General features: G+C 51.7%; 12 protein-coding genes and 1 pseudogene. 6 read left to right on the top strand and 7 right to left on the bottom strand.

The genetic code is table 11. The annotated features are described in order from the left end of the window. From ACO1NT_RS10835 to ACO1NT_RS10820, 4 genes and pseudogenes are all read right to left on the bottom strand, one after another. Nucleotides 1–239, bottom strand: a pseudogene (locus ACO1NT_RS10835) (hypothetical protein); the annotation flags it as partial. A gap of 21 nt (nt 240–260) precedes the next feature. Further along, nucleotides 261–3,752: a TonB-dependent receptor gene (locus ACO1NT_RS10830; RefSeq protein WP_449048643.1), complete on the bottom strand. Its 3,492-nt coding sequence runs from the start codon at nt 3,750–3,752 to the stop codon at nt 261–263. A gap of 208 nt (nt 3,753–3,960) precedes the next feature. Next, on the bottom strand, nt 3,961–5,148 hold the full coding sequence (locus tag ACO1NT_RS10825; RefSeq protein WP_449048642.1) for a FecR family protein: 1,188 nt from the start codon (nt 5,146–5,148) through the stop codon (nt 3,961–3,963). A gap of 113 nt (nt 5,149–5,261) precedes the next feature. Then, nucleotides 5,262–5,882: an RNA polymerase sigma factor gene (locus ACO1NT_RS10820; protein ID WP_449048644.1), complete on the bottom strand. Its 621-nt coding sequence runs from the start codon at nt 5,880–5,882 to the stop codon at nt 5,262–5,264. Between the two features lie 601 nt (nt 5,883–6,483). On the opposite strand from ACO1NT_RS10820, the gene ACO1NT_RS10815 reads away from it, so the two are divergent. After that, entirely contained in the window at nt 6,484–6,645 is a 162-nt protein-coding gene (locus ACO1NT_RS10815) for a hypothetical protein (RefSeq protein ID WP_449048641.1), read from the top strand. 22 nt (nt 6,646–6,667) lie between these two features. Here the strand turns inward: ACO1NT_RS10815 and ispF are convergent, their stop codons facing one another. Beyond that, a complete protein-coding gene (ispF, locus tag ACO1NT_RS10810; protein ID WP_449048640.1) occupies nt 6,668–7,147 on the bottom strand; it encodes a 2-C-methyl-D-erythritol 2,4-cyclodiphosphate synthase in 480 nt (159 codons plus the stop codon). A gap of 259 nt (nt 7,148–7,406) precedes the next feature. Between ispF and ACO1NT_RS10805 the strand changes: the two genes are divergently transcribed. After that, nucleotides 7,407–8,975, top strand: a complete 1,569-nt coding sequence (locus ACO1NT_RS10805) for an SUMF1/EgtB/PvdO family nonheme iron enzyme (RefSeq protein WP_449048639.1) — start codon at nt 7,407–7,409, stop codon at nt 8,973–8,975. 100 nt (nt 8,976–9,075) lie between these two features. Here the strand turns inward: ACO1NT_RS10805 and ACO1NT_RS10800 are convergent, their stop codons facing one another. Together ACO1NT_RS10800 and ACO1NT_RS10795 are read right to left on the bottom strand one after the other, a co-directional pair. Beyond that, nucleotides 9,076–10,509 (bottom strand): DUF4270 family protein, encoded by a 1,434-nt coding sequence (locus tag ACO1NT_RS10800; RefSeq protein ID WP_449048638.1) that lies wholly within the window; start codon nt 10,507–10,509, stop codon nt 9,076–9,078. Between the two features lie 52 nt (nt 10,510–10,561). Then, nucleotides 10,562–11,392, bottom strand: coding sequence for a glycogen/starch synthase (locus ACO1NT_RS10795; RefSeq protein ID WP_449048637.1), 831 nt, complete (start codon nt 11,390–11,392; stop codon nt 10,562–10,564). A 151-nt stretch (nt 11,393–11,543) separates the two neighbouring features. Between ACO1NT_RS10795 and panC the strand changes: the two genes are divergently transcribed. The 4 genes from panC to ACO1NT_RS10775 form a co-directional block, all read left to right on the top strand. Further along, nucleotides 11,544–12,383 carry a pantoate--beta-alanine ligase gene (panC, locus tag ACO1NT_RS10790; protein ID WP_449048636.1) on the top strand — a complete coding sequence of 280 codons (840 nt, stop codon included), beginning with the start codon at nt 11,544–11,546 and terminating at the stop codon, nt 12,381–12,383. 75 nt (nt 12,384–12,458) lie between these two features. Next, nucleotides 12,459–12,806 (top strand): aspartate 1-decarboxylase, encoded by a 348-nt coding sequence (gene panD / locus ACO1NT_RS10785; protein WP_449048635.1) that lies wholly within the window; start codon nt 12,459–12,461, stop codon nt 12,804–12,806. A 77-nt stretch (nt 12,807–12,883) separates the two neighbouring features. Beyond that, complete coding sequence (locus tag ACO1NT_RS10780) at nt 12,884–13,252, top strand: hypothetical protein (protein WP_449048634.1); 369 nt, start codon at nt 12,884–12,886, stop codon at nt 13,250–13,252. 82 nt (nt 13,253–13,334) lie between these two features. Beyond that, on the top strand, nt 13,335–14,881 hold a 1,547-nt coding region (locus ACO1NT_RS10775), incomplete at its 3' end, for a TonB-dependent receptor (RefSeq protein WP_449048633.1).

The raw sequence follows: 14,881 nt of genomic DNA, 5'->3' as shown, positions 1-14,881 counted from the left end.
GGCATGTTTCGCGGATCGTATAGGATATCCCCGCCCCCAGAAAGGCCGAGAGTCGTGTATGGATTAGCGAAATCTGGCAGGCTGCCATAACAAGTGAACAGGTATTTTTCTGCATTGTACCGATCTTTGAAGGCATCAGCCAACACCGGTTTGTCGTCAGGCAGGATATCCAGATATTGATTGCATCCCGCAAGCGTGAACAAGAAGGAGCAAGTCAATAGATAGCGTAATTTTTTCATCGTCATTCTTATTTTTTTCGATTAAAAGTTGATCTGCACCCCTAAGTTAAACACTTTCTGTAGCGGGTAGGCCAAGCCATTCCCACGCATTTCGGGGTCCCACAAGTCGAAATCCGAAAGGGTGAGCAAGTTGGTCCCGCTCGCATAGATCCGGCACGAAACACCTTTCACATCGGGAAGGGAATAACCCGCTTCCACCGACTTGAGTCGGAGGTAGCCGGCGGTACGCATCCAGTAATTGCTTTTCACGAAATTGTTGTTATTGCCTATCGCGGCCCCCGCCACATCGGGCGATAACCGGGGCCATGCCGCATAAACATCCCGATTGGTTTCGGTCCACAGGCTTTCGGAAATGAAGTTCAGCATGGCTCTGTTTCCGCGCTGCCCGCCCGAGGTCACCTCCACGAAGGGAGCCATCGATTCCGCATCGAGGAAAAATGAAAAGCGGGAAGCTCCCTGCACGAATGCCGAGATGTCGAAATTCTTGTAACCGAAAGACGCTCCCAGACCATATTGGATTTCAGGGTTCGTGGGGTATCCCATCGGCACGATATCGAACTCATTGATGACGCCATCGCCGTTGATATCGCGGTACTTGATATCGCCCGCTTGGTATTCGCCGCCAGCACTGTTCACCTGCTGCATCGGCGAGTTGCTCACCTCATTATCGTCGATGAACAGGCGCTCGGCCACATATCCCCGCGACTGGCCAACCTTTTGTCCAACCACCGACCGCCATGGTGCCACGTCCGAATAGTCCAATTCGTCGTACACGGTTATCTTTGCCGTGCCATAGGTATAGTTTCCCCGGATAATGTACCACATCGAATTGGCGAACGCCTTATTGTAGTTCAGCGTCAAATCCAGCCCTCTGCCTACTGCCTCACCATAGTTCGTGCGCACGCCGGCCGTCAGCCCCACGATGGAAGGGATATCCTGGCGCACCTGCACGATATTCGTCCGGTTTTCATGGTAAACCTCGGCAATGAGGGAGAGATCGTTGTTGAACAAGCCCAGTTCAAGACCCAGGTTGGTTTTGTAAGAGACCTCCCAGGTGATGTGGGGGTTTGCATACCGCAGCATCTGTATGGTGGGCCGACTGAAGGTGGCCTCGGGGTCATTCCCGAAGAATCCAGCGTTCGGTCCATTCAAGTTGATGTTGGACGTAAAAAAGAAACGATCTTGTTGCGATACGATGACGTCGTTACCCACCAACCCATAAGTTCCCCGTATCTTCAGCAGTGGGATAGCATCTTCCAATCCCGCCCAGAATTTCTCTTTAGACAGCTGCCACCCCACGCCGATGGATGGGAAAAAACCCCAACGGAACCGGGGATCGAAACGCTCAGAACCATTGAGTCCGAAATTGAATTCGACGAAATATTTCTGGTCCAGACCATAGGTGAAACGACCGGCCAGCGCCACATTCCGTGAAGGGAGCGACGAGTCCAAATTACTGGGACTGCCATCCATTGTTTCCTTCACCGAGCCCACCAAGAGCCCCCCCACGTCATGCCGCTGATGGTACCGGCGGTTATACAGCATGGCCCCTTCGGCATAATAACGGGCTTGCACGAATTTATTTCCAGCGGTGTAATCGATGTGGTCAGAGCCGTCTTCCGGATTTAACGCCGCAAGTTCGTAAGGGAATGCCGCTCCCGGATCATGCGTTCCTTTGATGTATTGGTAGTAATATGGCTTATAACTCCGCTGGATACTGAAACCCGAATACCGGGTTACGCTACCGATGAAGCGGGCTTTCAACCCTTCGGTAAGCATACCCAAGTCCTGGTGCAACTCCAACTGGGCCAAAAAGGTGTTGTTCCGTACATCTTCATACCCCCGCATCACGTCGGCATACGGATTGATATACTGGGGTGAGCCCACGCCATAGTCGTCGCCGGTATAATTACCGAAGAGGATGCGGTCCACGTATTGCGTTGCGTCATCCGGTGCATAGTAAGCCGGAAAAAGTACCGGATTGGCCAGCAACGTCTTTCCATACGTATAGGCTCCGCCACTGCCCGATTCGCCGATGGGCCCGGAATAATCATCGAAATTCGCACTCACCCGAACCTTGGCTTCCAACGACTTCGTTAAGTTCAGGTTCACGTTCGACCGTACCGAATACTTCTTCAGATCGATGTTCGTATTGAACGGGTTGGCCCGATCGACCTGTAAAATCCCGTTGTCGTGCGAAAACGAGCCCGCCAGGTAATATTGCGCAGCATTCCCACCGCCGGTGAGGTTGATATTCGCCCGTTGGTTTAGGGAATGGTTCCGGGTGAGCATATCTTTCCAGTCGACGGCCGGATACACATACTGATTCCGGTTCGGGTCTTTGGTGAATTCGATTTTGCTCTGCGGATAGGTCAATTGCCCGTGGCGTGTCATGCTCGCCACATTGGAATATTCCATAAAAGTAATCGGATCGGCGATATCCACCTTTGCGGTGGGTGTAGAAAGCGATGTCTCGTAACGGAACGATGTTTTCACCTTACCTACCTCGCCTTCCTTGGTGGTAACCAATACCACGCCGTTGGCTCCCCTGGCACCGTATAATGCCGTTGCCGATGCATCCTTTAGAATAGAGAAGCTGGCGATATCATCCGGGTTTAACCGGGCCAGATCCCTTGATGTCACTTCGATGTTGTCGATCAAAATCAAAGGTGCCGTGAGCCCGCTACCGAAGGAGGTGACACTACGTACGAAAAACTGGGCATCTTCTTCGCCGGGAGCACCTGTCGATTGGTAGGCCACCATGCCGGCCAGTCTCCCCGCAAGGGCTGTGGTTAAGTTACTCGAGGGCGTTCTGAGATCTTTGACGTTTATCGTCGTAATCGATGAAACCACGCTTTCTTTTGCCTGCTTCCCAAATGCAACGACCACGGCCTCTTCCAGCGATTCCGTATCCTGCGACAGCCGCACGTTGATGATCCGGACGTCGCCGACGGCAATTTTCTGCGTTAAATAACCCACAGACGAGAACACGAGGGAATCGCCTTCGTTTGCCACCAACTCATACACCCCGGCGGTATCCGTCTTTGTTCCGCCTGCCGTTCCGGCTATCGAAATGCTCACGCCGGCGATGGGTGTGTCATCGAATGCGTCCGTTACTTTCCCTGTCACGGACCGTTGGATGACCGGTCGCCGCGGCTTGGCGATGACGGATATCACCCTTCCTTTCATCCCATAGGTGAGTGGCTGTCCCTGAAATACTAAGGGTAGTACCTCTTTCAAATCCTTGTTCTTTACGCGCAAGGTTACCGGCATGGCCCGCGCCAGATCCTTTTCGTTGTAGAGAAACGCATATCCGCTCTGCTTACGTAGCTGGTGCAACACAGAGACCAGCGACTGGTTGCTGACCTCGAGGTCTATTTTTTGCGCCAAGGCACCGGCGGTAGCCTGTAAGGCAAACACAACGGTTAGAACAATGGTGAGCTTCACGGCAATGAGTAAATTTAATGGGTATGGGCCAATCCCGTTGGACTTGGCTCGGAAATCTTTCTTCATTTATACATCTGTTGTGCAATGCTTGCTTAGCGGCCCGATGAGCAGCCGTCAAAATGGGCTTTCGACTCTAACCTATTTTGTCTAAGTTTGCATTGTTTGGTGATAGTTAAAAATGCTTTAGCCAGTATTATTTGAAATGGTTGCCAAGCATAGCCGGGAGTGTGCAACCACTCCTGGCTTCCTGCTTTCTACAACAATAAGGAGTATGTTATCTTTCCACGAACACCCTCCTTCCATCAATTTTGAATGTAGCGTCCACATGCATCTCTAAGGCTTGCAGTATTTCGGAGAGTCGGATGCCGCGGGGCAGTTCTCCCGATAACGCTCCGGAAACGGCCAGGCCGGTTGCGCCGACGAACTCCACGTCATACCATCGTTCGATCTGTTTGATGACCGTAGAAACACTTGCGCCCTTCAGCACGATCAAACCGTCTTTCCATGCAGTATGGGTGGAAACGTTCACTTCGTGCTTGGCGATCGATCCGGCAGCCAATATGCCCTGTTCGCCCGGCGTCAGCGACACGACTGATCCGCCGGCATCGGAGTGAAGCCGCACCGCACCTTCTACCAGCGTGGTTTTGGTTTCTTCGTTGGGGTAAGCGGAGATACCGAATGTAGTGCCGAGCACTTCCACCGTTTGGCCGTTGGTGATTACCTTGAATGGGATTTTCCTTTTATTATCACCTGTGCCCTGCAGCTGTTGCTTGACATCAAAAAAGGCTTCGCCCTCCAAGGTTACGATCCGTTCCGCGCCCGAGAACCGAGCGGGATATAGCAACGTTGATGCGGCGTTGAGCCAGACTTTCGTGCCATCCGATAAGGTAACGGAATACGTACCCCCTTTGGGGGTGGTGAGTCGCTGTTCGGCAATGGTCGACCGGTTACCGGCGTATTCCGAAACGCTGCTTCCATCGAGATACGTAACCTCCTCGCCAACGATAATCCCTTGTTGTGTTTCGCTCAAATCGATCGAGCGCCCGTCTGCAAAGGCCAACGTTGCGCGGTTGGTGCCCGGTTGCACATCGTCGCCGTACCGGCTTACCAAATGGGTATCCTCCCCTGTGCCGAGCCAATAGATACCCAACGAAAGCATAACCACGATGGCAGCCGCGTAAGGCCATATACGGCGGATGATGGGTGGGCTTGCCGGTTGCCGGCTGTTTCCAATCGCTGCGGACAACCTCATGTGCACACCATCCAGGATCGCTTTCCGTTCCGGCGAAATTACGTCATCCGTTGCGGCTTCTTCAAGTGCCTGCCTGACCAACCTGTCCAAATCGCCAGTTTCCGCATCGGCAAAGTAGTCGAGCAGCCATCGCATCTCTTCCTCGTTGCAACGACCGTCTAAAAACTTACCGAAAAGCGTACGTTTGTCGTATTGCGGTTTTCTTTCCAAAACAAAGACTTTACTAGGCTAATACGCGGATTCCCTCCAAAATCACTATCCCGAATCGGACAAACCGGAAAAAGCAATGCTAACAAACTATAAATCAGAAAGAAAATTTCCGACTACCCTAAGCAATACTGAAGGATCAGGATTGCGGTTGCGGGGATATTAAGATGCGAGCGGATCAGTTTGTTGGCCTTGGTTATGTGGTTGCTAATGGTTGCGGTGGACATATCGAGCTGCGACGCGACCTCCCGGTAGCTTTTGCCCTCGATCTTGCAGAGCGTATATACTTCCCGGCATTTCCGCGGAAGCTGCCCTAATGCATCTTGCAGGCAATCCAGCTTTCTTTGGTATAATTGATGCTCCCGTTCTTCGTCAAAAGGTTGTTCATGAGCCATCCCCACTTGAAGCAGGTGGTCGTAAACATGGCGATCTTTGGCAGCGCGGCGATAGTAATCGCTGATGAGGCGTTCGGCAATCCGGAAAAGGTAAGATTTGAACGATAACGCAGGGTCGATCCGCTCCCGATGCTCCCACACTTTCATGAATACATCCTGCAGCAATTCTTCAGAAACTTCGACAGATTTCGTCAATTTGAGCAATCGGCCGTAAATACGGTTGCCGTATCGGTGGTAAAGGCGGTCGAATGCCGTATCATCTCCTGCCTTCAACCTAGCGAGTAGTTCCGGTTCATTAGCTATTGGATCAATGGAAGGCATCATTTTGGTTTCGAATTGCATCACTTGCCTTTCGTTTAGTTAGCTAGTGCAATAATAAGAGAACTTTTCGATAATCGCGCATGTTCGTGCGTTTTTTTACGTTGTAAAGGTAGGTTCGCCGTGTAAACATAAGGTAAATTGTAGATCAATGATTTATTAACCTGAGTTCGATTACCGCGCGATGGATGCCGTAAGCATAACAATGCGTATGGCGCATTGAGAAACGGAACAATACCCGAAAAAAGCTTTCATCGATGACGGACGACAGAACACACTGTTGTGATACGTCGACATAAGGTCGTGAGGTACGGGCACAAACCTGTCTGGCGTCGCCACGATAGCATGTCGCATTACGACAGCATCACTTTCGCGCAACACAGGGATATCTTGCGCGGGTAGGAGACCAGGTCGCGACGAAACAGTATCGTCTCCCATCAACACAAGACGATGTGCAGCCGGCACAATGTTAGGTTAAGTCATAACCGTTTTGTTTCGCAGTGCTACAAGGTTGAACCTAGCCGACACAATGCAACTTGCAGCCAAGATAACATCGTCTCCCGTCGTTACAAGGTTATCTTGCGTCGGTACAACATTGTACCGACGCGGGACAACCTTGTACGGTGTGGCTACAAACCTTGACTGCGGCTGGACAAGTACGGGTAGGCTCGGCACGGTGCTGGGTTGCCCTCACATAACGTTGTGTGCACTTAGAACGATGTTGTGGCCAGGAGAAACCATCCTGTACCGGGGTGAAACCATCCTGTACCGGGGTAGGGCCGTATGATGCCGGCAGGCTTTCACAACCGTCAACTACGCTCGATGAGGCACACCGCATAGGCAACCACCCCCTCTTGCCGACCAATAAAACCCATGGTTTCATTGGTGGTGGCCTTGATCGAGATATCGTCTTCGGTGATACCAGCCGCTGCCGCGATGCGCGCCTTCATGGCGGGGATATAGGGCTTTATCTTCGGGGCTTCCAAACACAACATGGCATCTATGTTACCCAGCGACCAGCCTTTTGCTGCCAGCAATTTCATGCATTCCTGCAACAGAAGCAGACTGCTTATGCCGCGCCAGCGCTCGTCGGTGTTGGGGAAATGGTAGCCGATGTCTTCCAGATTGGCCGCACCGAGTATGGCATCGCAAATGGCATGTACCAACACGTCGGCATCCGAGTGGCCGAATGCACCGGCGTGATGTTCCAACTCCACCCCTCCCAAAATGAACGGATGCCCTCCTTTCAATTGATGCACATCAAAACCGAAACCTACTTTAATTTTCATGCTTTTGCTTTTATGCCGTTTGCTTTTATGCTGTTTGCTTTTATGCTGTTTATCTATACAAATCGCAAACAGCAAAGTGCAAATCGCAAACAGCAAACCACCAAACATAGGCAAATACGCTCAAATTCTCAAATGGTATGGATTTTGCGCGATTTAAACCGTTACGATCGGCTGAAAAGTGATTTAAGTTGCAGGTAACTCCAATAATTTACTTAATTTTGATTCTTTAGAAAAGAAACGTGTCTTTCCGATATACCAAATGAGAACAACGAATACGTATTTTACACCCCTCCTTATCTTCTTTTTCTGCAGCACCTTATTCGTTTCTTGCAAAAACAGAAGCGGGGTTTCTCCGAAAACGGGCGTGGCATATAACGACCCTTATAATGGTGGCCTACAGATCAATAGAAAAGTGAAGGAAGGACCGGGACCGGGACTGATTGTCATCGAGGGTGGCACGTTCGTGATGGGTGGTAGCCTCAACGAAGACATCACCTATGCGCACGACAACCTGAAACGCCGTGTAACGGTAGCGTCCTTTTACATGGACGAAACGGAGGTGTCGAATGCGGACTGGCTGGAATACCTGCATTGGCTCAACCAGAATTTCCCGGACGATAAAGAACTTTATTACCGAGCACTGCCAGATACGCTGGTGTGGCGCCATCCACTCTCCTATAACGAACCGTATGTAGATCTCTACCTGCGCCACCCGGCCTACCAGGATTACCCGGTTGTAGGGGTAACATGGGAACAAGCCAACGATTATTGTATTTGGCGTACCGATCGTGTAAATGAACACATCCTGCGCCAACGCGGCGCGTTGGTAGATTACAAGACCTTGGCTGAGTCGCAGGCGCAACCCGCCGATCCGTTCAATACGGACATTTACCTCAACGGCCAATACCGGGGGGAAGGGATAGATGGCGAGAAAATGCCAAAAGACAATACGCCCGGTGCGGAAGAAGATGCACGTCGGCCCGTCCGGATGGAAGACGGCGTGCTCAAACAACCTTATCGCCTCCCCACGGAAGCGGAATGGGAATACGCTGCGTTGGGTTTGGTCGGTAACACCGAATATGGCAATATCGAGAACAGCAAGATTTACCCTTGGAATGGACTGGGTGTCCGCTCGGCCAAAAGGCGCACCCAGGGACTCATGATGGCCAATTTCAAGCCTACCGGCGGTGACAATATGGGGGTGGCAGGCTACCTCAACGACGGTGGCGACATTACCGTATCCGTTACCAGCTACCTACCCAACGATTACGGCCTTTACAACATGGCAGGCAACGTAAACGAGTGGGTACGCGATGTATACCGGCAGCTGTCGTTTGAGGACTTCCAAGACTTCAACCCCTTCCGCGGGAATGTGTATATGGATAAACAGTACGAAGACGCCGAAACGGGTGTCATCGCGAAAGACAAGTACGGCCGCCCTATCCGCGTACCGGCCAAGGCACCCCGCAAACAAACTTGGGAAGAATTGCAGGCTGCGGCGGCCACACCCGACTCTGCTGCGCAGGCTGCCTTTGATTATGACGTGCGCGGCTATGACGATGAGACCAACGACGAACTCTACGGTGTTACCACATTGGTGAACGATAAATCACGTGTGTACAAAGGGGGTTCGTGGAACGACCGTGCCTATTGGCTCAACCCCGCTACCCGCCGCTACATGCAACAAGATGAATCGAATGCGATGACGGGCTTCCGCTGTGCGATGACGCTAGTGGGTTCGCCCGAGGTGAACACGCAATCCAAACCCACATTCCCGGCCAATCGCGCACGGGCACAAGGCGACAGGAAAGTGCTGGGCATCTTCTAACTGACGCAGCATTCAACAATACCACAGGAGCAAAAGAAAAGCGCCCTTTCTGTATCGAAGGGCGCTTTTCTTTTATGATGATGTAGGCTATACCAACGGATCAATCCACAGACCGCTGCGTATAGTAGATATTGAGTTTCATCTTCCATTCGGTACCGTCGGCATTGTTGATAATGGTACGCCCACCGGCATTCAATACCGGGAAATAAGGCACGGAATTATCGGAAACCGCTGCCGGAGCGATGAAGAATTCGCTGCTGTTGATCTTTCCTTGTAGGATGTCTTGGATATAGGAGGTGAGGTGGAAAACGTACCGGTTTTGGTCCTCATCCATAGAGCCGCCAAAGGCGCGCCAATTGCCATAGCGGTACCATAGACTACGGGTATCGCCGGCAAAACTGCCCCCATTGGTCCGCGAGTCGCCATCGGGCACGGGTTGCCGCTGCCCGGCGATATCTTCGCGGTACAACGTGAGCCTGGGTGCGTGGAGACCAAGCGCATCACCGGGTATATCGTTGGACGTGTATAAAACCAGTTCGGCCTTATTTATCGCGATGTTACGGTCTTTCAGCTCGTCTATATAAGGAATATGCACGCGGGTACGGAGCCCCGCCGGCGCTTGCAGGTACAACGCATCATAAGGGGCATCGGGATTATCCAACTGTGCCTGTACATCGGCTGTATACGTCCGCTTGATACTGGATGTCAATCGCCGGAAAGTGCCACTGTTTCCTTGCACCGTCGTTGGTAAGAAGGCACGGACCGTATCGATGGCTGCGTCTTCGCCTTCTTCGCCATTCGGCTGCCGGTAGGTGAGCTCGATACCGGTCTTGTTGGCCACCCCTTGGAAGGTGACCAATCCTCCCACACCCGTCATCTCGCTTTCCGCGACGCGCAGATAGAGTCCCCTGACATGGTTGTTGAAGCCTGCCTCGGTCGATAATGTCGCCGAGTCTACCGCCTCACTGAGGAGTTCCTTGAAAAATGCAGGCGAAAGTGCAATACGCAATTGGGGAATATCCTTTAACAGAGTGTCTTTATCGTCTACGTGTGTGATGATACTGACACTATCTGTCTCTTTATACGCAAAACGACCAACGGTCTTGGTGCCGATAACCTCTTCTTTCACTGCCCACTGCTTGGTAGCATACTCGCCATCGGTATAGGCCTCATCCAATTGCAGTACTTCAAGGGTGAAATTGGGGCGAAGGGTGTCTCCGAAATATTCGGTACCATAAGGTAACACCAGAATGACGGAGTCTATTTCGGCATCAAGCCGTATACGGGGCACGGTCGTAGGCCGGCCGATGGCCAAGGCCAGATCCGCTACGGTTTTACCAATAATCGGGTCGTCCAGCCAACCGAAAGTGGTTTGCGCAAAAGACGAAGACCGCGCACTGTCGTCGGCTACCGTCACCGCCTCAAGGGTGAGCGTGTCTGTCAATACACCCACCAACTCATCCCCCGGATCGACATCCAACCCGATACCCGATGGATTGGTACAAGCTCCTAAAACAAAAAGACTTATCAACATGGTTAATAAGTCTTTGGTATGATATCTCATTCGCAAAGAATTAAATTCGAAATTATGCTTCCACTGCCGTCTCAAGCTCTACACTTGAAAATTGTTCGTAAAGGTTGCAATAATTTTCGAATTCTTGGTGGTCATCTAACTCGAATACCGGAATATCGCTCTTTTTAACAATATTTAACAGTTGTTTATCCACGTCATCGCCGGTTAGTACAACACCATCGGAATAGGCTAGTGCGCCTTTGTATAAACCGGCATAATCACCATCACCGTAAGGCGCCACGTCATCAGCGGTCATATCTCCCGTACGGGCGATTTCAGAAAAATCATTCCCCAATGAAAAATCGATCTCCTCCTTGTACAGGGAATACACCACCTTGGCATCCTTAAAAGTAGGATCATCTTTATAGGCTGTTTTTATGTACGCCGGAATCAATGCACTCATCCAACCGTGGCAATGCACCACGTCAGGAGCCCAGCCTAGTTTTTTCACGGTTTCCAATGCACCTTTGCAGAAAAACACCGTCCGCTCGTTATTGTCCTCAAAAAATTTACCGCACTCGTCACAGAACACCTGCTTGCGTTGGAAATACTCCTCGTTATCCAGGAAATACACCTGCATACGCGCCGAGGGAATAGACGCAACCTTGATGATCAGCGGATTGTCGTTGTTATCCACCACAATGTTCATCCCCGACAGCCTAATGACCTCATGCAACCGGTTACGGCGCTCGTTGATATTGCCAAACCGCGGCATCAGGATCCGGATTTCATAACCCCGCTCCTGCATCGCCTGAGGCAGTTGACGGGTGATTTCTGAAATTTTACTTAATTCGAGGAAAGGCGACATCTCGTGGGTAACAAACAGAATCTTCGTTTTTGACATCTCCAATTATTTGTTTTTTATTTTATTTGCACAGTAAAATCGGTTCGCAAAGATAAGCATTTTTTGTCAACATACCAATTAGTTAACCAAGCCACCATGCATATCCGGCAAAAAATCATCATTTTTGCCAAACAAAAAAAGTACTCACTTGTTGGAAATAGCTAACACCAAAATTTCATTACGGCAGCTCCTCGAACCGCATCGCAGCAAAGGGTGCCGCATTGCCTTCGTGCCCACCATGGGAGCGCTGCATGAGGGTCACCTGGCGCTGGTTAATCAAGCCAAGCAATTGGCCGATATCGTGGTTTGCAGCATTTTCGTGAACCCCACCCAATTCAATGATCCGAAGGACCTTGAAAAGTATCCGCGGCCCATTGAGCACGATATCAGCCTATTGCAAAGCGCCCATTGCGACCTTCTCTTCCATCCTGCCGTGGACGAAATGTATGGCCTGGCGGAACGGTGGCACCTGGACCTCGGCCATCTGGAACAGGTATTGGAAGGACTGCACCGACCAGGTCATTTCCAAGGGGTTACCCAAATCCTGAAGAAACTCTTCGATGCGGTGCGACCCGATGTGGCGTGTTTCGGACAGAAAGATTTCCAACAATATAAGGTAGTTGAGCATATGGTAGACAAACTAAAGCTGCCCCTTACCCTCGCGCTGTGCCCGACCGTGCGGGAACCGGGCGGATTGGCCATGAGCTCGCGGAATGTACGGTTGACCCCCGAAGGGCGCAAACAAGCGCAGCAATTATACCGCACCTTGCAACAAACCCAGGCCGATCTGCATCGGAAAAGCATGGATGCGCTCCGCACGGATGCCATCCGGGTATTGGAAGGTAGCCCTGGCATCCAAGTGGAATATTTCGAGGTTTACCAAGCAGAAAGCTTCAAGGCCGCCGACGAAACATCTCGGAATGGACAGCTGGTGGCGCTAGCCGCCATCTGGGTGGATGGCGTCCGCCTGATCGACAATTTGCTTTTATAATCCTTCTTTCGCGATGACGCCGAAGGCGAAGCACGACCCAATAGGGAATATTTTAATTTTACGTACCTTTGTACCATGGTTATCGAGGTACTGAAATCCAAAATCCATCGGGTACGCGTTACGCAGGCCGAACTCAATTATGTGGGAAGCATTACCATTGATGAGGATTTGATGGATGCGGCAAACATCATTGCCAACGAAAAGGTGCAGATCGTGAATAACAACAACGGTGCCCGCTTCGAAACGTATGTCATCAAGGGCGAACGTGGATCCGGCGTGGTTTGCCTCAACGGCGCGGCAGCGCGGCTGGTGCAGGTGGGCGACGTGGTGATCATCATCTCGTATGCATGGATGGAGCAGAAAGAAGCGAAAGCGTATGAACCGTTATTGGTATTTCCCAATGAGAACAACCGATTAATCTAGCACAAATGTTAGATTAGTCAAACTTTATTCCTTACCTTTGTTCACGGCACCGGTTTCGGTGGATATTAATCGCTGTTGTGAAAAGGAATACGAACGACATACGGACGAGGCTCGCGCTATGCCAGGCGGTGTTGTTCTGTTTGATCGTTGCGAGCGGCACGGTCTTCATGCACAAGCACAAGACACGCGACGGGCGGATTGTCATCCATACACACCCTTATAACCTCAAGACCGACCCCGCCACCAACCCCCACCACCAGTCGGAAACGGAAATCTACTTACTGGATGCACTGTTCCAGGGCCGCTTCTTGCAAACGGACTTCAACACCTACGTGCACCCCATTATCACGCCCCTTACGGTAGCTTACCTCCCCCACCAGACAGTGGATATTCAACGGGCAGCCGTCCATCAACGCGCTTCCCGTGCCCCGCCATACTTCAACTAGCTTACATCCTTCATGTGATTATTAATGGGCAGGGGCCGTTTGGGCCGCTGTTTCATTGCATTTTCTTCTAGTTGATTTTCTTATGAACAAAAAACACCTGATTGCCAGTTTCGTACTGATGCTTACTGCCCTGCTGGGCTATACCCAATCCGTCTCATCCATCCAAGGCTCCGTCACCAACAAATCGGGCAACGCCATCCCCTGGGCAACCGTGGCCATCCCTTCGCTCCACATGGGTACCACGGCCGATAGTACAGGCCGGTTCGTGCTACCCGACGTGCCGGCAGGAAACTGGGAACTGGAAGTCAAATACGTCGGCTACCAGCCCTACACGGTACGTATCCGGACCAACGGCACGGCACCCGTACACAAAGACCTGGTACTATTCGATATGGGCACCTCGTTGGATGAGGTGGTGGTATCCGGCACCATGAAAGAGGTATCCAAACTGGATAGCCCCGTGCCGGTAGAGGTCTATACCGCCAAGTTTTTCAAGTCGAACCCGGTATCCACCGTATTCGATGCGTTGCAAAATATCAATGGCGTGCGCCCGCAGCTCAATTGCAACATCTGCAACACGGGCGACATCCACATCAATGGCCTCGAAGGCCCTTATACGATGGTGCTGATCGACGGCATGCCGATCGTCAGCGGCCTATCCACCGTGTATGGCCTGAGCGGCATCCCCCAATCGCTGATCGAGCGGGTGGAAATCGTTAAGGGCCCCGCATCCACCCTGTATGGGAGCGAAGCGGTGGGCGGCCTGATCAACATCATCACCAAAAACCCCCGTACCTCACCCACACTGGCCATAGACGCCTTCGGCACGGGCTGGGGCGAAATCAGCGCCGACCTCGCCGCGAAACTCCATGTGGGCAACCGGGTGCAGTCGCTCTTGGGCGTGAGTTATTTCAACTATCACAACCCCATCGACAATAACAACGACAATTTTACGGATGTGACACTGCAGCATCGTATTTCGCTGTTTAACAAATGGAACGTCGAACGCAACGAAGGCCGGGTCTTTTCATTTGCGGCCCGCTATGTTTATGAAGATCGATGGGGTGGCGAGATGGGATGGGCTGGCGAACACCGCGGCGGCGACGAGGTTTATGGTGAAAGTATCTACACCAGCCGGTGGGAAGCCTTTGGTACTTACCAGCTCCCTGTCAAGGAGCATATCCTGATCATGTTCAGCACGAACGGCCACAAGCAGAACAGCGTGTATGGCAATACCCCTTTCCTGGCCGACCAGTACATCGGGTTCGGCCAGTTGGTCTGGAACAAGTCGATCGGCAACCACGACGTGCTCGGCGGCCTGACCTACCGGTACACCTATTATGACGACAATACCCCTGCCACGGCCGACCATACCGACGTAGCCATCAACAGGCCCATGCACACCCGGTTACCGGGGGCGTTTATCCAAGACGAGATTTCGCTCAACGAAAACCACAAACTGCTGCTCGGTGCCCGGTACGACTATAACTCTATCCATGGCAGCATCCTTACGCCACGCATCAATTATAAATGGAATACCCCCAATGAGCAAAATATACTGCGCCTCAGCTTCGGGAATGGGTACCGCGTAGCCAACGTATTTACGGAAGACCATTCGGCACTGACGGG

It is taken from the genome of Parapedobacter sp., assembly GCF_053550995.1.
This window is presented reverse-complemented; position numbering and strand designations above follow the sequence as displayed.

Excerpts from the sequence above, each read along its gene's own strand:
- ACO1NT_RS10830 (WP_449048643.1), bottom strand. The coding sequence starts at position 3,752 with ATGAAGAAAGATTTCCGAGCCAAGTCCAACGGGATTGGCCCATACCCA.
- ACO1NT_RS10820 (WP_449048644.1), bottom strand. The coding sequence starts at position 5,882 with ATGCAATTCGAAACCAAAATGATGCCTTCCATTGATCCAATAGCTAAT.
- ispF (WP_449048640.1), bottom strand. The coding sequence starts at position 7,147 with ATGAAAATTAAAGTAGGTTTCGGTTTTGATGTGCATCAATTGAAAGGA.
- ACO1NT_RS10805 (WP_449048639.1), top strand. The coding sequence starts at position 7,407 with ATGAGAACAACGAATACGTATTTTACACCCCTCCTTATCTTCTTTTTC.
- ACO1NT_RS10800 (WP_449048638.1), bottom strand. The coding sequence starts at position 10,509 with ATGTTGATAAGTCTTTTTGTTTTAGGAGCTTGTACCAATCCATCGGGT.
- ACO1NT_RS10795 (WP_449048637.1), bottom strand. The coding sequence starts at position 11,392 with ATGTCAAAAACGAAGATTCTGTTTGTTACCCACGAGATGTCGCCTTTC.
- panD (WP_449048635.1), top strand. The coding sequence starts at position 12,459 with ATGGTTATCGAGGTACTGAAATCCAAAATCCATCGGGTACGCGTTACG.